Genomic DNA, 18,057 nt, shown 5'->3' on the forward strand with positions numbered 1-18,057 from the left:
AGTTTATGGTTGACCATGAACAACCATTTTTTACCATGGGTAGGAGACTATCCATGGTATTTTTGATAAGATAGGGTATTACAGACAGGGACAGTTAGATTATGAGCATAGCTACCTAGTGTTGGTGTCTCATTTTGTCAGCGTGTTATCCTTTTATCAAAAAGGTTTAAAATGTAAGGAAAGTTAGATGCAGGGGTGTAGAGAATGCAATATCCAGAACCAATTGCCAAGTTAATCGATTCTTTTAGTAAGTTACCAGGGATTGGCGCAAAGACAGCGTCAAGGTTGGCCTTCTTCGTCTTGGACATGCCTGAGGCGGATGTACTTCAATTTGCGTCTTCCTTGGTAGATGCCAAGCGTGAGCTACGTTATTGCTCAGTTTGTGGGAATATTACCCAGTCTGATCCTTGCGAAATCTGTGCGGATGAAAACCGCGACCGGTCACGGATTTTAGTGGTGGAGCAGGTGCGTGATGTGGTGTCTATGGAACGAATGCGTGAGTATCACGGCCTCTACCATGTCTTGCACGGGGTCTTGTCACCAATGGAAGGGACTGGACCGGAAGATTTGAATATCCAACCTCTATTGACCCGTCTGCAAGATGACCAGATCAAGGAAGTGATTGTGGCGACCAATGCGACAGCTGAAGGGGAAGCGACCGCAACCTACCTGTCTCGTTTGATTAAACCTGCAGGCATTCAAGTATCGCGGATTGCTTATGGTTTATCTGTCGGCAGTGACATTGAGTATGCGGACGAGATGACCCTATTGCGTGCCCTTGAAGGCCGCCGTGACATCGATTAACTAGTCTATAACAGATTTTAAGGAGACCTCATGGATAAACAAAAATTTGCTGGGAAATTTATTACTGTTGAAGGACCCGATGGCGCAGGTAAAACGACCCTTATTCAGGGACTAACAGCGAAACTTGAAGAAAAGCTAGCTGTGCCTTTAAAGCTGACGCGCGAGCCAGGTGGCGACCCGATTGCTGAACAAATCAGAGAAGTGATTTTAAGCCCGGAGAACGTGGCCCTAGATCCTAGAGCTGAAGCCCTTTTATACGCAGCGAGCCGTCGTCAACATTTAGTCCATACCGTACTGCCTGCACTTGAAGCTGGGCACATGGTCTTATGTGACCGGTTCGTCGACTCGTCAATTGCCTACCAAGGCTACGGTCGTGAAATTGGGGAAGAGGGGATTATTGCCATCAACCAATTCGCAACAGATGGCCGCCAACCCGACTTGACCTTGTATTTAGATATTACGGCTGAAGAGGGGATTCGCCGGATTCAAGCCAACCGCAGTCAGGCTGAACAAAACCGCCTGGACGTTGAAGCCATTGATTTCCATCAACGGGTTCATAAAGGGTATGGCGTCTTGAAAGACCGTTTTCCAGAACGGATTCAAGTTATTGATGCCACCCAAGACCCTGAAAGTATGCAGCGGGATGCCTTGGCTATTTTAGAAAGCCATTTCCCAACTTTATTTCGTTAATTCAGCTAAACATTCAAATCTTTAAAGCGCCTTAAAGCAATGGAAAGGAGTCCATCAATGGCACACGAACATTTTGATATCGCCAAGAAGCAAGCGGATTTAACCGCTATGATGGACCGGGTCCTCGTCAATAACCGCCTTGGCCACGCCTATATTTTTGAAGGCATGGTAGGTTCTGGTCAAGAAGATATGGCCCTATATTTAGCGGCCTATTTGAATTGCCTCAATCCAGCTGACAAGGGGATACCTTGCGGGACATGTAACCATTGTCGTCGGATATTGTCCGCTGACTATCCGGATGTTTATCATATAGAACCGGACGGGAATACCATTAAAATTGACCAAACGAGAGACCTAAAAGAACGGTTGTCCATGTCCTCACTTGAAGGAGACAACCAAATTTTTATTATCCATGAAGCAGAGAAAATGACTGTCAACGCAGCCAATTCTTTGTTGAAGTTTATCGAGGAACCACATGAAAATGTCTATATTTTCCTCCTCACCAATAATAGGGACGCGATCCTGTCCACGATTGTGTCTCGTTGCCAGATGATTCATTTCCCCCAATTAAACAAGGTGGACTTACAAGTCCTATTTGAGGAAGCGGGGATTAAGCCAAGTATGGCGGCGACTCTGACTGCTTTAACAAATGATGTGGGTGAAGCGACGGCGTTGGCAGAGAATGAAGATTTCCAGCAACGACTCAACTGGTCCTTGCAGTGGGTAGATTTAATCGTGAAAAAGGACCCTCGTGGTCTAACGATGGTGGCGTCAGACTGGATGAAGGGTCCTAAGGGTAGGGCGGATATGATTCAGGCCCTAAGTTTAGTGGCCTTTCATTTCCATGATTTATTATATTTACGCCTGCATCCAGACCAGGGACAAGACAATCAAGCGCAATTGGTCTTTCCGAATGACTTTGGTAAATACCAAGGCATGGTCAATAAAATAACAGTAGCAGACGCGACAAAAGCCCTACATTTAGTAGGACAAGCACAGCGGATGATCCAATCGAATGTGAGTGTACAGTCCGCTATGGAATATATGGTATTAGCCTACTGGAAAAAATAGGCAGAAATGCTTAAAGAACGCCAATGATGTCGAAAATTGCAATCGTAGTTAGTAGAGATAAGATTTTTTGTTTCATGCTTTCGTCTCCTTTTTGTTAAAATATAACAGAATTATAGGGGAAAATTCATTTTTTGTCATATATAACAAAAGGAGCAACAGAATGAATATTGGAATAAGTTACAGAGATCTAAGAAGAGAGCGTGGTTTGACCCTTATGGATGTCACAACCACTGGGGAAGTGTCCTACTCCCAACTCTCAAAGTTCGAACGTGGTGAAACAAGTATTACCATTCATCACTTGGTCAATCTAGTCCATAATCTGGGCATCTCCTTTGCTGAATTTATGACGGCCATTGAGGAATTCAATAATCCTTATACATTCTACATCGAAGAAATTGATAGAGCTTATAAAAAAGGTGATATTGACGCCTTGAGCGCAATCGCACAAACCCAAGAAAACTTATATGGTGAAACCAACCAAATTTTATTTAAATACAATGCTATTATGACAAAGCTCTTATTGAATGATTTAACTGAGGTGGAAATTCCTGAAGCTGACAAGCATTTAATCAGTGAATACATTTTGAAATGTTCCGTTTGGACGAGCTACGAGGTGATTTTGCTAGGGAATTCCCTTCGAGGATTGACGAAGTCATTGCAAGACGTATTGGTAGCGGACATGATTGCGAAATTGCCTACAATACAAGAAGGTAATCCCTTGAAGGTGCACATACTGAGCATCCTAATCAATGTCTGTTTCGATCGTTTACGGTCGGAGGAGACTGACGAAGTGAATGATATTATGGCAGCAATTCAACCACAGTTGAGCACAAATGCCTATTACTTTAAAAACCGCCTCTTATTCTTAAAAGGGATTGTGGCGATTGTTGAAGGTCAATTTGATGACGGGGTAAGTAAATGTCAAAAGGCGATTCAAGTTTTTGAACTATTCGATGAACCATTCGCAAAAATGCATCAAGATGAACTAGATACTTATGTTAAAAACTACGCATAATTGTTATATATAACAATTTTCAGAATACCACCAAAAATCCGGTATAATGTAGGTTAACAATAAGAGTTTACATAATTACCATTTGATGGACTGATGGGCAATAAAAGTAGTTCTATGCGAAATAAGCGTATGGACGATCTGTAACGACTATTGTTGCAGGTCTTTTTTCTATTAGTAGTGAATGGGCTGGCGTCCTTCTTTTCGCTGTGGGAGGCACAGCCACGGACTATATAATCTTTCAGAAAATAGAATGAGTAGGGTTCATGTGTAGTGATATAAAAATAACTTTAAATATATAATTTGTGCATAAAATATTCGTACTGTTATGCGTTAGATTTGGGAGGCATTATTATGAAGAAGATTTTATTACTATCTAGTTTAAGTGTGCTTTTGTTTGCTTGTTCTAATCAAACGGATGAGGAAAAAGTAATCAGTGATTCGCCAACCTCCTCAAGTGTGGAACAAGAAGCCAGTTCAGAGGAAGCACAAGCATTATATCAGAGTACGATACAAAACTTTACTAGGATTACTGCAGGAGAGATTACAAGCAAAATCAATAATGGCGATGGTTTTTACCTATTTATAGGTGCAGAGGATTCGGCAGATGCAACGACTTTTGCCACTAAACTTGACGAAGCCTCCTCCATCTTTGAGACCCCATCTTCAGCTGATATTGAAGGCGTCATTTATTACTTAGATTTAACCAGTGCTAGCGATCAAGCAACTGCAACATTTACTGAGGATTATGGTATTGATACTGTACCTGCCTTTCATTTCTTTGAAGGGCAGATTTACCATAGTAAAATCGAAGATATCGATAGCGAGAATATTAGCGTTAAAGAGATCCAAGACTTTATCAATACGCCTTATCAGGATGAACATGTCGCAACAGCACCAGACGAGAACATGGATAATGGAGACAGTTAATTTTCCATTACTAAGACCATTTAAGGCGTGTTTTTTGGATAAGAACTGAATCATGGCAAGTGTTCTATGTGTTATTTTACTGATTGTGTAAGCCGTTATTATTAAGGGCGCCTATCCGTTTAACATAAAAATCGATGTATCAGTTATTTTCCAAATGTATATTGAGGCTTATAATAAAAAGATTTTTGAGGTTCTTTTACAAATAGTGTTGGTAAATAATTTCAAAGCACACGAATACGTTTTTTAGTTTTTAATAATAATTAAGAAATCAATAAAGTTAAATGCCATGCACGCTGTGATGTGTTTGGCTTTTTTCTTGCCTTTAGACAAGGGAAGTGACCAATGAGATAACATTTCTAACAAATGGTGTTTTGTCCTTCAGTGTACGTTCCTTAAAAGCCGTGGCACCAGCGAGAGCCAAGGTCTCTCAGCTTTGAAATCGAGCCTTAGTCTCGATTTCATGCTTGTTCACGGCTAAGGACGTACACTTTCAGTCCTCTTTATTCAAAAATATACCACTATCCCTGGGTTAGCTTGCCATCCCCTCAAATGTAAAAGGTTTAGGATTGGATGGTTTGTAATTTAATTTGAATTGGACTAAAATTCTTGCACGTAAATGATGGAAGTTCGAATATCCAAAACCTGTTCGTTTAATTAATTTAATTTTATTATTAATACCTTCGGTAGGACCATTTGATACAGTATATTTTAAGGCGTTATGTATATAAGGCAAGAATTTGGCCAATGTTCTGATAGTTCTTCTCGTACGACTTGGAAAAGTTTGGTTCTTAGTCCCATGTAGGATTTCATTGAAAATATTGATATCATGAGTTGAAATGGCATATTTTAGTTCATTCATCAGGGTATAAGTAACTAAAAGTTCGTGTGAGATACTCAAAAGATAATCAACAATACGTTGTTCTGATATTGCTTCACCAAATTGACGAACATAATGTGTATCCGTGAAATTTAAATCTTCAGCGTTCTTTAACAACAATTTCCATTGTTTTTTGAGTTTATTGTAGTCCGATGGACGGCTTGTTTTGATAGCATTCATCACTTTAATACGAATAGAATTGATTGTTTCATTCAACAGCTTTACTATATGGAATCGATCAATGACAATCTTCGCATTAGGGAAACATGTGCGAATGACCTCTAGATAAGGTGTATATAAATCAATCGAAACTGTCTTCACGCTGCTTCGAGCGGTCCAGGTAAAAGAAGAAAAGTAATCGATGAGCGACGCTTGTTTTCTATCAACGACAATATCAATTAGCCTTCTATTATGCGTGTCCACAAGGACAGCACTCATCGCATTGGCTACACGACTAGTCGATTTAAACTCATCTACACCGAGGTGATTCGGGAGATAATTTCCCTTAGGTGATAGTCCCATACTTGCTTTCATTAAAGTTCTGGCCACTGTTGGAGAAGAGACATGATAACGTTTAGCGATTAACCGCATAGATTGCGTTTCAACCAATTCGGAGCTAATTTGACTTTTAATGGTTTTAGAAATACAGCAAAATTTTTCAACTAATGGTGTTTCAGCGATAAAAGTTTGTGCACAATGTTTACAATAAAAGCGTTGCTTCTGTAATTTAAGTAAAACAGGATTAGTAGCTGTGTTCGGTAATCGAATGATAGCTGGTTTAAAGCCATGTTTGATGATATCTTGATTACCAGTATTCTTTACACCACAGTGCATACAAGCCTTAGGCTTGTACGTAAGAACCCCATGTAAAACGAAATGATTTATTTCATAATACTTTTCAAGTGGCAACAGATGCATAGATTTTGGTATTGTAATATCAATATTATAGTCGTAAATACCGCAAAGTTGTTTTATAATAGATGTATGGGACATGATTTTTCCTTCTTTCTGTATTCGTAGTGGTTTACACGCATTAAGGATATCATGTCCTTTTTGCGTACACAAAAATAGTGTCAATGAGATTCAATATGAATTCTCACCAACACTATTTATTATAGAACCATTTTTGATAGGTAAACCCTAAGTAAAAAGCACGCTACTCTTTGAAGTAACGTGCTTTTTCTCTTTTGATTGATTTTCACAACTTGTCATTAGCCAATTTCGGCTAAGGCAGTAATGGGGGCAATCCGTCCGAATGTAAAGATGTCAGCTAACGCATTGCCCCCTAGACGGTTGCCAGCGTGGATTCCACCAGCAACTTCACCAGCAGCAAATAGTCCTAGAATCAGTTGACAGTCAGTGTTGATAACGCGTGTTTCTGTGTCGATTTTCAACCCTCCCATTGTGTGTTGAACGGCCGGTTTCCGCGGTGTTGCTAGAATCACGCCGTCAGCAGCGGTCATTTTTTCATTAAAGGTTTGAATAATAGGTAAGTCATCCTGATCTTCAGTTTCCACAAAGATGGGTACTTCACGAAGGTCTAGAATTTCAATCTCAACTTTATGAGCAAAATACTTTTGCATAAATTCAAGCAAAGTACGGTTGTATGATTTGTCAGCAGCACTACCGGCAACGGTAATAAATTTCATCTTATTTGTGAAATAGATAACGAAATATATTGGCTATTAAAGAACACATTTCTATAGGGTTAAGCGTTTCTTCAATACTAAAGCCAAAGAAATAGCTACCACATTTTTGATGATGTCTGTTGGTAAGAAAATAATCATACCTGACATCAACGTATCCATCCAAGAAATTGGTGAATCCAACAAGTAGTTTAAAGCCAAATACATATAAGTTAAACCACATAGGAAGATAATCAAGTTCATACCAATCGCACGAACAGTTAAGATTTTCCAGCCGTTTTCAGCCCCTGGGTTTTGACTAGCAAAGACCATCGCCACGATGAAACCAATAATGAAACCGAATGAAGGGGAGTAAATAAAAGCACCTTTAAAAATAAATAAGAGAATAGCATTTAAAAACATGGCAACAGCCGCATATTTTCTTGGAATCAACAAACCAGTTAAGACAACTGCCATGGTTTGTAAAGTGAATGGAATCGCCCCGAATGGCACGACAACATAAGAAGCAATTAAGGTAATCACGCTCATTAGTGCAGCGAGTACCCAGTAGTAAGTAGTTGATTTTGTCATCATTTTTCTCCTTTTTTAGTCAACCTAATTTTATTAGAGGTTGACCGTCCCTTTTAAATTTGGACATACGACATGATGTCGCACATCCACTTGTTACTATAGATAAAATTTTGCTCTTATAAGTCAGCAAATTGCTGGCTAGAGAAAGACACTTCACCAGATACAAGGGTTCGTCTCTTGCCCTCTGACGTTTCGATTGAAAGGTGACCAAGATCTGTCACACCAAGGATTTTTCCGCGATAAGTTTCGTGGTTTTCCGTATAGGTTACCCATTGGTCTTTTCCCAATAGGTGGTCACGGTAATAATCCAAAAAAACCAAGCTCGCCAAGTCATCATAGTAGCCCTTGAACTTAGTAATGAAGTTGGTAATCAAGTCATTTGGGTTAAAGAGACTAGGCAATTGGGGGCCAAATATTGTACCTGCAACAGATTGATTTTCCGCATTCTCCTTAGCGAAATCACCTGCCAAATTGGAGCCAATCCCAAGCACCAGATGAGAAATCGTTTGAGCTTCCATATCAAAAGTCGCCTCAGTTAGAATACCAGCAACCTTTTTCCCATGGTAGAATAAGTCGTTTACCCACTTAATCATGACATCATCGGGTAAATAGCTAGACAAGGTTTCCGCATAGGCTGATGCAGAAGCGATAGTCAAGGACGCCACAAGGTCATTATTCACACCCGGTGGTGGGGTCATAACGATTGAAAAATAAAGCCCTTGGCTAAGTGAAGAATAAAAGGTACGGCCACGTCGACCACGACCAGCAGTCTGCTCACTGGAAATAAAAATAGCAGGTTGGTCTGGATAGTCCGCTGCATGCTTACGACCAAGATCATTGGTTGACGTAGTAGAATCTTGGTAGTAGACCTTTAACTCTGGCCATATATGTTGTAGGCCATGAGTAATTTGTCCCGGATCAATTGCCTGGTTTAGGTTTTCTAAGGCATAACCATTTTTAGGGTGACGGATAATTTCATATCCATCCGTTTCTAATTGCTTCACAGCCTTCCAAATGGCATTACGACTAACTTGGAAGTGGTCTGCCAATTCAGGGCCAGTGTGAAAATGACCTGGATGATCTAAAAAATAAGCAAGTAGTTTCGCTTTAACTGTCATGAAATCCGTCCTTTCTTTCTAAAATACAAATATTACATTATCAAGATAAAAATACCTTGTCAACTGAATTTTATATATAGGTGACGAAATACACTTAGAAATAGAAGCCTACGATTGCCGTTTTTGCCTATCATTGCCTTTGATGCAGTAGGACCGCGATCAGCCCGAAGTTCGTAATGGATTGAAATGCATTAGGGCATCCAGGTTTACTGTGAAGGGATGCTAGGGAAGCGAATTCCTTGGCTTTTTCAATTAAACAATCCGAGATAAAAAAGGATGGTCACTATTTCAAGATAATCAACAAGGACATCTACAAGATAAAAAGACAAATTTTAGACATGTAAGTTGAGCAATCTTAACTCGCGTAAAGTAAGGTAATTTTCAAAAATGGTTTAGTGGGGAGTAAGAGAAGCTAATGCTTTTAAAGGTTTACTGTCATCAAAAAAGGAGACGTTATCCGCCTCGGTTACTTTCGTAATTATTTTAATTAATCATCTAGCTCTTCAAATTCGTCAAAATCATCAAAATCATCATAGTCATCGAGTTCGTCAAAGTCGTCTAGGCCTGCGTTTTCTAACATATAAGCGACTGGGTCTGCTTGGTAAGTTTGGATGTCTTCGATGATAGGTTCTTCAATTTTACGGCTTAGGCCGATTTGCATGCCTAAGTCTTGGTAGCCTTGTTTTAAATACATGTCATATGGTGTATCGTCAGCATCTGCGGCTAAGGCAACCATTTTGCCATCAGATAGGGCTTTATTGCACACCCAAGCTTGAATGAGTGATCCAATACCATGCCGTTGGTATTCTTCTAAGACTTGGAAGTTATCAATTTCATAGGCATGGGCTAGGCGGATAACGTCCGCAATGGCAACCAATTTGTCATCGATATAGACAGCTACGGCAGTGGTGTTATCTTCCGCTAAAAACCAAGGATAGTAATTTAATTTCTGTTGGGCAAACTCGCTTGAATCGTCGATAGCCTTGTCGAAAACTTGGTTAAAGTCGAAGTAGTCTTGTTCAATGGATGCATCGACTTCTTTCAATACTAGACGGTCACCGTAAGTGTCTTGGGCTTTGGTTGAACCTTTGAAATCAGCGGGGTCTAACACCATTAATTTGGTTAGGGAAATTTCATAGCCGACTTCACCGATTGAAGCGAACAAATCTGGTGCTAGGGGTTGGTTCATTGGTAAAACAAAGCTGTAGTAGGACAAGTTTAGGTCATAAGCGTAATCTAGAAAATTATCTTCTAGAATATCTAGTTCTTCAGCGGTTGGGACGAAATCTAATACAATTTTATTATTGCTGTACATACTTGGGACCTTGCGGTTACCGATAAAATAATACAATTCCGTTTCATCGTAGGTATCCGCCAGGGTAAACATATGATCAAAAGTAAATTCTTGCATGGTTAAGGCTCCGTTCGTTAGGGAAATTTTTGTCTATTAATTGCTCTTATTTTAGCATAGCTGAATGGATTCTTTTAGGAAAAGGATGATATCGACGATTTTCAAGGTGCCATATTCAAATAATTATGGTAGTTGCTAAGGGGCGGTAATTTTACTAGCACCCACCCATACCTAGAATTTTTTGATGGGTAAAGTGGCGGTCGTATCCTTGAATTAATAGATAAAGTAAAAAGACAGCATAAAATTATGCTGCTAAATAATGTGGATCATGACATTCTTTCATTCAAAAACCGAACAGGTGTGCTATAATTGACGCTAGTTGAAATTGAAGTTTCCATTTAGGTTAGCCACATCATGTGGTATCATGGAGAGTGAAAAGGCGCAGATATTGCGTTTTAACCGGAATGGTCCAGTAGACAAGTTTTTGTAAGCTGGGTAAGTATTGGATGACTAGTAGAAAGTAGGTGTGGGAACGTGGATGAACATCATGTAGCAGAAGAAATCACTGCATTGAAGAAAGATTTGCAAGGAATGATTGAAAAAATTGATGCCATCAACGAGGAGTGGGATAAGTTATTAATTTCTTCCCATAACTTGAAGATGGAGAATTTTTACTTGCGTGAACGGGTGCAAGAATTAACTGAATTAAACGATAGTTTGTCGCAAAATACAGCGGAAACGGATGAACCTGTTGATGAGGATACGCCGCAGGTGATGTCAAAAGCCCGTCAAAATCTAATGAATATCTACGAAGATGGCTTCCATATTTGTAATATTTCCTACGGCCAACGCCGTGGAAATGACGAGCAGTGCATGTTCTGTTTAGATATTTTGTATGGTGAGCGTGCTGGTGAGGGGAATCAAGGCTAATGGATACACCCTTATTACAAGCAGGCGAACGGTTGGATGCCTTAATTCCACAAAATCTTGAAATTATTCAAAGTGACCTGACCTTCTCCTTCTCGGTAGACGCAGTTTTATTGGCGCATTTTGCCCAGGTGTCTTCGAGTCGGGTGAAACAGGTCATTGATTTTTGTTCGGGTAATGGGGTGATTCCTTTATTACTGTCGGCTAAAACGAGTGATAAAACCCAGATTCATGGGATTGAAATTCAACCTCAAGTAGCAGACATGGCCAAGCGGTCGATGGCACATAATGACTTGGCGGATAAAATTACGGTTCACCAGATGGATTTAAAATCGGTTCGTGACCATTTTAAAAAGGATTCTGTAGATGTGGTGACTTGTAATCCGCCTTATTTCAAGAAATACGATGAATCTAAGGTCAATTTATTGGATGCTAAAACCTTGGCCCGCCATGAAGTGGCGATGACAGCGAAAGATATTTTCCAGCAGGCTCAGTTTGTCCTACGTAACCGTGGTAAATTATATATTGTCCATAGACCTGAGCGGTTGAGTGAGTTGATTGTTTTAGGTAACCAATACCATTTGACTTTGAAACGGCTGCAATTTATCTATCCGAAACCAGGTAAAGAAGCGAAAACCATTTTGCTAGAATTCATGAAAGATGGCCATGATAAGGGCTTGCGGGTCTTGCCTCCTTTCTACACGCAAACTTTGACGGATGAGTATACACCAGAAATGAGACAGTTGATTTATGGCGAATAAGTCAGAAGAATCGCATAAAAAAGATGCAATCGGTAAAATAAATAAAACACCTCAAAATGCCCACAAGAACGATTCAGAAGATGGTCTGGGAAAGGGCGTAGACAAGGCGCCTGCTGAGGTTGAGAAGGCAATGAAATTACATTACTTTTATGTGCTAGCCTGTTCAGATAATACCTTGTATACGGGTTATACGACTGATCCTGATCGTCGGGAAATGGTGCATAACCAAGGTAAGGGGGCTAAGTATACTCAGGCAGCTGGGCGTCGGCCAGTTCATATGGTTTACAGCAAGCCTTTTACCTCCAAGTCGCGGGCCATGTCAGCGGAGTATCGGTTTAAACAGTTGACCCGGCGTCAAAAGGAGGCCTTCCTTAGTGATAAGGGGGTCAAGCGGGTTTGGCCACCGAGTGCGTGGGTGGACCGGGTGGCTGACAGCGTGGAGAGTGGTTTACCCTTTTTGCCGGACAAAGAAAAAACAGTTAAAGATGAGGAGTGAGGGCATGGTTCAGGTACAACATTCATTTACAAAGCAGGAGAATGAAGGGTTTGGGACCTTGTATTTGGTGCCAACGCCGATTGGGAATTTGGAGGATATGACCTTTCGTGCGGTCAATACGTTGAAGTCTGTGGAGATAATTCTAGCGGAGGATACGCGAAATACGCAGAAATTGTTGAATCATTTCGAAGTGACGACAGGCCAGATGTCTTACCACCAACACAATAGTCAGGCGCGGATTCCACAAATTTTAGCTATGCTGAAGGACGGGCAGAATTTGGCGCAGGTGTCGGATGCTGGTATGCCAGCAATTTCTGATCCGGGATTTGAGTTGGCGCAAGCAGCCATTGCAGAAGGTATTCGGGTTGTGCCGCTTCCGGGTGCTAATGCGGCCTTAACGGGGCTTGTGGCGTCAGGTTTGGATACGAATCAGTTTGCCTTTATTGGATTTTTGCCGCGTAAGAAGTCTGAGAAAAAGGCTTTCTTGGATGACCTGGTGAATTTTCCCTACACGATGATGTTTTATGAATCGCCTTACCGCTTGGTGCAAACTCTTGAGGATTGCCGAGATGCCTTCGGTCCTGACCGGTCTGCGGTAGTGGTACGGGAGTTAACTAAGAAGTTTGAAGAGTTTAACCGAGGCAGCCTGGATGATTTGGCTGTGCATTTTGACCAAAATGGACCGATTAAAGGTGAGATTTGCTTCTATATTGCGGGTAACGATGCGCCAGTGACTGAAGCAACGATGTTGCAGGATGCTTTAGAGGAGATGTCCTTGAAAGACCAGGTGGACTGGTGGATGGGGCAAAAAGACTTGTCGACAAAGGATGCCATTAAACAAGTGGCCAAGCAAACGGGCGTGAATAAGCGGGACGTGTACGCTGCTTACCACGAAATCTAGGAGGCTTTATGATTCCATATCTCATAGCGCTGACATGTTTTCTTGTTGGCATCGTCATTTTAGTGATTGCACCAAGGAATTTGGTGGATAATTTCCTGTTTTTAGCGGGTTTTATTATTTTGTTTTTCGCGATTTTAAATGATCCGACTTTTAACAACCATCCCTTCTTCCAACATGTCTTTTATTGGTTGGACAGGTATGTCCGGTTATTAGCGCCTTTATTTACCATGATTTTTGGGATCGGGATGATTTCCTATGCTTTGAAAGTCTATCGGATTGAAAAGTCAAAATTGCAGTTGACGGTAGGTTTACTACTGGCTGCTGTATTGATTGGCGGGACTGTCTTCCAATATGTTGCCAGCTTCTTCTACTCGACCCTTTTTCACCAGGAAGTGGTAAGGGTCTTCCAGTTTGCGATGGCCTATTTCGTGCTCGCTTTCGTCAATTATTTGGTGGTAACCTTGCGATTGACCTTGTTGGAGGATGAGAGCCAACAGGATTTTGTGGTGATTTTGGGGGAGCGGTTGTCTAAGAACGGGGAACCTTCGGGTGTTCTGGAGAGTCGGTTGGATATGGCGGTGGATTACATTGAACGGCAACAGTTCCAATTTCAATCGGTGCCACGGATAATCGTGAGCGGCACGTCGACTGGGGCGGAGTCGCAGGTGAGCGAGGCGCGGATTATGGCCGATTATTTGGTGGACCACGGGGTGCCGCCTGAGATGATTTTGCTTGAGGACCAGGCGCATAATACCCATGAGAATTTTATTTATGCAAAAGGGATTATGCAAGCGAATGTGAAGCAGTTGAAAACGACGAAAGCGGTCTTTGTGACGTCGTCTTACCATTTATACCGCAGTCAGTTGTACGCGAATATGGAGGGCTTGTACCAGATGTCTGGTGTGGGTGCTCAGGCGACGATGATGGAGCGGATTTTAAATTGGGTGCGGGAGTTTGTGGCCATTATTTTCATGCACCGAAAGCTACATCTGGCGGTTTCTTGCTTGATGATTGGTTTGGGGGTCATTAATTTCGTACATTTTTAATACAATATTGAAACATTTAGCTTGGAATTGTACTTTTTTGTATGGTTTTAGGCTATTTTTTTACAAAAAATAAGAGATATGGTTTAATAAGTTATGTATTATTAATCATATTTTATTTAGGGGAGGAAACAAAAATGTTAAAAGAATTCCGCGATTTTATCGCTAAAGGTAACGTTTTAGATATGGCAATCGGGGTTGTAATGGCGACTGCTTTTACTACTATCGTGAACTCATTAGTAAATGATATTATTATGCCATTTGTTGGATTATTTTTGGGGTCAACAGATTTTACATCTATCACAGTTCAGTTAGGTTCAGCTGTATTAACTATAGGTAACTTCATCCAAGCAGTGATCACATTCTTAATTATCGCATTGGTATTATTCTTCGTCATGAAAGCTGTAGCATCATTGAAGAGCCAATTCGAAAAAGATGGTGTTGAAGAAGACGACGAGGTAGCACTTGTTGATAGCCAAGAATTACTATTAACAGAAATCCGTGACTTATTAAAAGAACAAAATAATAATTAAGGTGTGAGCTTTGGCGTTTAGGCAGGTAGCACTGGAAGGAATATGCCGTAGCAAGTTTACTTGCTGCAAATATTCCTGAAGTGAACACCTGACTGCCAAAGCGAGTCCGATTTTAGGATGCGAGATCCTCGAGCTCGACTATAAGGTGTGAGCCCGATTTTAGGCGCCGTCCTTTAATCTACCTTCATCTATTTTGAATAAAGTAAAAGGCCTAGCTGAGTATGTAAGTATATGTAGAGGCCCCCAAAAGTTAGACCAAAAATCTAACTTTTGGGGGTTTATTTTTATGGCAAAATATTCACTAGAATTTAAATTGGAAATTGTAAAACATTATCTGGGGAACTATGGTGGCTACCTAGCGGTAGCAAAGAAATATAATATACAAGATTCTATTGTAAGAAGATGGGTTAATAGCTATCAACAATTTGGAATCGAAGGACTGAAACGTAGTAAGAATCAAACTCATTACTCTGTTGATTTTAAGCTTAGTGCTGTAAAATTATATGAAACAACAGAGATGAGTTATCGAGAAGTAGCCAATTCATTAGGGATGAATAACCCTAGTCTAATTTGTAATTGGCGCACTACTATCCTCAAGAAAGGTGTCGATGGCTTATCAGAACAGAGAGGTAGGCCACCGAAAATGGGTAAACGGAAGAAAGCTGATAAGAAAGTATTTCAGGATCCAAAGAATATAACTAGAGAAGATGTAGACGTTGAGCGTCTGAGACAACTTGAAAATGAAAATCGTGATTTGAGAATCGAGAATGAATTTTTAAAGGAATTAGGGAGATTGCAGGAAGCAGAGAAACAGCAACAAAGAAACAAATAGCTCAAGCAATCTACAATCTCCATACTATTAATAAATTCAAATTAGTTGATATTTTGAGAGTAACTGGCTTTCCAAAGGCAACTTATCACTATATTAGGAAGCAATCTAAACGACCAGACAAGGATAAAGTTTACAAAGATGCTTTACTAGAACTAAGAGAGAAAAATAAGGATTATGGGTATAAAAGACTGACTCCCGAGTTAAAAAAATTAGGTTATCATATAAATCGGAAGAAAGTATTACGCTTAATGCGTGAATTAGGCATTCTTGTAACTGCCTTCTCACACAAAAGCAGAAAGTATAAGTCTTATAAGGGAACTGTAGGGAAAGTAGCATCAAATCGTTTAAAACGACGTTTTAACACATCAGTTCCACATCAAAAAATTACGACTGATACAACTGAATTCAAATACTATTATACGGACCAGTTAGGCAATACTCAGACAGGCAGACTTTATTTAGATCCTTATATGGATTTATTCAATAGCGAAATCATCAGTTTTCAAATAACAAAACGGCCTAACGGTGAAAGTATGATGGAAGCTTTGAAGGTAGCTATAGAACGTACAAATGATTGCATATTCAGAAGAACTTTTCATTCAGACCAAGGCTGGGCTTATCAAATGAAACGGTATTCAAAAACTTTAAAAGATAATGATATCTTCCAAAGTATGTCTAGAAAAGGGAATTGTTATGACAATTCACCAATGGAAAATTTCTTTAGTATACTCAAACAAGAAATGTATTATGGTCAAACTTATCATAGTTTTGAAGAATTGGCTGAATCAATTACCAACTATATTAACTATTATAATAAAGAACGAATTAAAGAGAAACTAGGATGGCTAAGCCCCGTCCAGTATCGCAGCCAATATACTAATTCCATTGTCTTTTCATAGTTTCACATAAAGTTTCAATCTATCAAGAGTCGCTCCGCTACTACTCTTGACAGATTGAAATTTATGAGAAGTATTGTCGACAACAGGAATTAAGCCAAATTGCATGTATTAAAAAGAGCTGACCAATCGGTCAACTCTCATAAAATTTAGTCTAACTTTTTGGGTCCACTATAATACTCAGCTAGGCTTTTTTTAGTTGGCATAATGTACTTATTTGACTTTCACTTGTCCTAGTAAGTCAGTTAAGACGCAGATATCAACGTTTTCGATATCTTTGATGGTAGCAGCAATCTTATCTGCTAGGTCAGCATCGATTTTACTTGTAAGACCCTTGTATTTTTCCATTAAGACGTCCCAATCGGCAGGGTGGGTGTTGAAGCCGTGGTAGTCATTTTTCTCAATTTCAAATACTTGGCCGTCTTTGGTTTCTAGTTCAATACGGCAAGCCATTTCTGCTGGGAAACGGTCGCTGTATGCTTGAACTGGTTCAACATGGACTTTTTGTAAGAGGTCTTGAACGTCTGAACTAGTAATGCGGGCTGGTTCGTATTGGTCAGGCATAACTTGTCCGTCTAAGTAGGCGACAGCGAGCATGTAAGGTAGTGAATGGTCTGCTTCCTCTTTGAATTGGATGTTCTTTTTGCCACCTTCCTCGCCACCACCGATAATATTGAAGGCCACATCAAAGGTGTACAAGCGAATTTCCTTAATGTCATCAGCGGCAATATTTTCTGCGTCTTTCAATTCCAACAAACCTTCAATAGAAGATTGGGAATGAATTTCAGCATTGTAGCGTTTGGTGATGGTTTTGGTTACCCGGTTTAAATCTTCTTTCGACCAGTCGATATCAAATTTACCAGCAATCGAATCCATGAATCCTTTGTTTCCTTCAAATACTTCTTTAGGTCCAGTAATGCCGTAGCTAGCGAGTAAAGTCGCATGCATAGCACCCATGGCCGTGTTTGGATAAGCCAACCCTTTCCAGTGAGATAGGGCACCGGTTCTAGTCACCCGCAATGAATTGTAGCCTGTACCTGCAATGGCAATCGCATTTGCGGTCTTATCAGCGTCTAATTTCAAGGCAGCGGCCGCACCTGCAGCGGCACCGTAACTCCCTTGTACGGTATGGTCAAAACCATGGTCTCGTACAGGGGCAACGTCAGATAAGCGGGTTTGGACTTGGTAGGCGATGCCTAAGCCAAGTAAGAAGTCTTTCCCACTACCACCAGCGTATTCAGTGGCGGCTAATACTGGGGCAATATTGTCAGATGGGTGGCAGGTTTCGTTTTTCGCTAGGTATGAATCGTTGTAGTCTAAATAACGGATAGCCGCCCCGTTATAAAAGGTTGCGTAGTCAGGACTGGATTTACCGCCACCAAGTAAGGTTACTAGTGGGGCGCCACCTAAATCTTCTGTCATCTTGCGGATATCTTTCACGGGTTGGCCTTCTAAGGCGCCGATCCCGACTCCGATACTATCTAAGAGACGTAATTTTAATACTTTAATGGCTTCATCTGATAAGTCATCATAGCTACGGCTTTCTACCCAGCTTGCAAGTTGTTGAACCAATGTTTGTTTATCATTTGACATCTATTC

General features: G+C 40.5%; 18 protein-coding genes. 12 read left to right on the top strand and 6 right to left on the bottom strand.

The window, feature by feature from the left end; translation table 11 throughout:
• The first annotated feature begins 204 nt into the window (after nucleotides 1-204).
• The 5 genes from recR to AWM76_RS01275 all read left to right on the top strand — a co-directional run bounded on the left by recR (nucleotide 205) and on the right by AWM76_RS01275 (nucleotide 4,507).
• Nucleotides 205-804, top strand: a complete 600-nt coding sequence (gene recR / locus AWM76_RS01255; protein WP_003141630.1) for a recombination mediator RecR — start codon at nucleotides 205-207, stop codon at nucleotides 802-804.
• A 30-nt stretch (nucleotides 805-834) separates the two neighbouring features.
• Nucleotides 835-1,494, top strand: coding sequence for a dTMP kinase (gene tmk, locus AWM76_RS01260; RefSeq protein WP_003141632.1), 660 nt, complete (start codon nucleotides 835-837; stop codon nucleotides 1,492-1,494).
• Between the two features lie 57 nt (nucleotides 1,495-1,551).
• Nucleotides 1,552-2,565: a DNA polymerase III subunit delta' gene (gene holB / locus AWM76_RS01265; protein ID WP_003141634.1), complete on the top strand. Its 1,014-nt coding sequence runs from the start codon at nucleotides 1,552-1,554 to the stop codon at nucleotides 2,563-2,565.
• A gap of 160 nt (nucleotides 2,566-2,725) precedes the next feature.
• Nucleotides 2,726-3,580 carry a helix-turn-helix domain-containing protein gene (locus tag AWM76_RS01270; RefSeq protein WP_003141636.1) on the top strand — a complete coding sequence of 285 codons (855 nt, stop codon included), beginning with the start codon at nucleotides 2,726-2,728 and terminating at the stop codon, nucleotides 3,578-3,580.
• 351 nt (nucleotides 3,581-3,931) lie between these two features.
• Nucleotides 3,932-4,507 carry a DUF6568 family protein gene (locus AWM76_RS01275; protein WP_003141638.1) on the top strand — a complete coding sequence of 192 codons (576 nt, stop codon included), beginning with the start codon at nucleotides 3,932-3,934 and terminating at the stop codon, nucleotides 4,505-4,507.
• Between the two features lie 529 nt (nucleotides 4,508-5,036).
• Here the strand turns inward: AWM76_RS01275 and AWM76_RS01280 are convergent.
• The 5 genes from AWM76_RS01280 to AWM76_RS01300 all read right to left on the bottom strand — a co-directional run bounded on the left by AWM76_RS01280 (nucleotide 5,037) and on the right by AWM76_RS01300 (nucleotide 10,129).
• Nucleotides 5,037-6,377: an ISL3 family transposase gene (locus AWM76_RS01280; protein ID WP_060779312.1), complete on the bottom strand. Its 1,341-nt coding sequence runs from the start codon at nucleotides 6,375-6,377 to the stop codon at nucleotides 5,037-5,039.
• 218 nt (nucleotides 6,378-6,595) lie between these two features.
• Complete coding sequence (locus tag AWM76_RS11110; RefSeq protein WP_003143477.1) at nucleotides 6,596-7,033, bottom strand: FAD-binding protein; 438 nt, start codon at nucleotides 7,031-7,033, stop codon at nucleotides 6,596-6,598.
• 51 nt (nucleotides 7,034-7,084) lie between these two features.
• Entirely contained in the window at nucleotides 7,085-7,600 is a 516-nt protein-coding gene (locus tag AWM76_RS01290; protein WP_039935960.1) for a biotin transporter BioY, read from the bottom strand.
• 116 nt (nucleotides 7,601-7,716) lie between these two features.
• Nucleotides 7,717-8,718 carry a biotin--[acetyl-CoA-carboxylase] ligase gene (locus tag AWM76_RS01295; RefSeq protein ID WP_003143474.1) on the bottom strand — a complete coding sequence of 334 codons (1,002 nt, stop codon included), beginning with the start codon at nucleotides 8,716-8,718 and terminating at the stop codon, nucleotides 7,717-7,719.
• Nucleotides 8,719-9,205: 487 nt separating this feature from the next.
• Nucleotides 9,206-10,129 carry a GNAT family N-acetyltransferase gene (locus AWM76_RS01300; RefSeq protein ID WP_003143473.1) on the bottom strand — a complete coding sequence of 308 codons (924 nt, stop codon included), beginning with the start codon at nucleotides 10,127-10,129 and terminating at the stop codon, nucleotides 9,206-9,208.
• Between the two features lie 474 nt (nucleotides 10,130-10,603).
• Between AWM76_RS01300 and AWM76_RS01305 the strand changes: the two genes are divergently transcribed.
• From AWM76_RS01305 to AWM76_RS10310, 7 genes are all read left to right on the top strand, one after another.
• Nucleotides 10,604-10,999: an initiation-control protein YabA gene (locus AWM76_RS01305; protein WP_003143471.1), complete on the top strand. Its 396-nt coding sequence runs from the start codon at nucleotides 10,604-10,606 to the stop codon at nucleotides 10,997-10,999.
• Entirely contained in the window at nucleotides 10,999-11,757 is a 759-nt protein-coding gene (locus AWM76_RS01310; RefSeq protein ID WP_060779313.1) for a tRNA1(Val) (adenine(37)-N6)-methyltransferase, read from the top strand. Before AWM76_RS01305 ends, AWM76_RS01310 begins: the two co-directional genes overlap by 1 nt.
• Nucleotides 11,747-12,253, top strand: a complete 507-nt coding sequence (locus AWM76_RS01315; RefSeq protein WP_003143468.1) for a GIY-YIG nuclease family protein — start codon at nucleotides 11,747-11,749, stop codon at nucleotides 12,251-12,253. The genes AWM76_RS01310 and AWM76_RS01315 overlap by 11 nt, the downstream gene beginning before the upstream one ends.
• A gap of 4 nt (nucleotides 12,254-12,257) precedes the next feature.
• Nucleotides 12,258-13,154, top strand: coding sequence for a 16S rRNA (cytidine(1402)-2'-O)-methyltransferase (gene rsmI, locus AWM76_RS01320; RefSeq protein WP_039935959.1), 897 nt, complete (start codon nucleotides 12,258-12,260; stop codon nucleotides 13,152-13,154).
• Between the two features lie 8 nt (nucleotides 13,155-13,162).
• Nucleotides 13,163-14,200 (top strand): YdcF family protein, encoded by a 1,038-nt coding sequence (locus AWM76_RS01325; RefSeq protein WP_003143466.1) that lies wholly within the window; start codon nucleotides 13,163-13,165, stop codon nucleotides 14,198-14,200.
• Nucleotides 14,201-14,334: 134 nt separating this feature from the next.
• Nucleotides 14,335-14,730, top strand: coding sequence for a large conductance mechanosensitive channel protein MscL (gene mscL / locus AWM76_RS01330; RefSeq protein ID WP_039935958.1), 396 nt, complete (start codon nucleotides 14,335-14,337; stop codon nucleotides 14,728-14,730).
• A gap of 286 nt (nucleotides 14,731-15,016) precedes the next feature.
• Nucleotides 15,017-16,461 (top strand): IS3 family transposase gene (locus tag AWM76_RS10310; protein ID WP_420869278.1). Its coding sequence is split into 2 segments (ribosomal slippage): nucleotides 15,017-15,559 and nucleotides 15,562-16,461, totalling 1,443 coding nucleotides; the frame shifts between segments, so codons are not numbered across the junction.
• A 210-nt stretch (nucleotides 16,462-16,671) separates the two neighbouring features.
• On the opposite strand, the gene AWM76_RS01345 is transcribed toward AWM76_RS10310, so the two are convergent.
• The gene (locus AWM76_RS01345) at nucleotides 16,672-18,051 is read right to left on the bottom strand and encodes an MmgE/PrpD family protein (protein ID WP_003142302.1); all 1,380 of its coding nucleotides are present in this window, start codon (nucleotides 18,049-18,051) and stop codon (nucleotides 16,672-16,674) included.
• Nucleotides 18,052-18,057: the final 6 nt, after the last annotated feature.

Source organism: Aerococcus viridans (genome assembly GCF_001543285.1).
Taxonomy (GTDB): Bacteria; Bacillota; Bacilli; order Lactobacillales; family Aerococcaceae; genus Aerococcus; species Aerococcus viridans.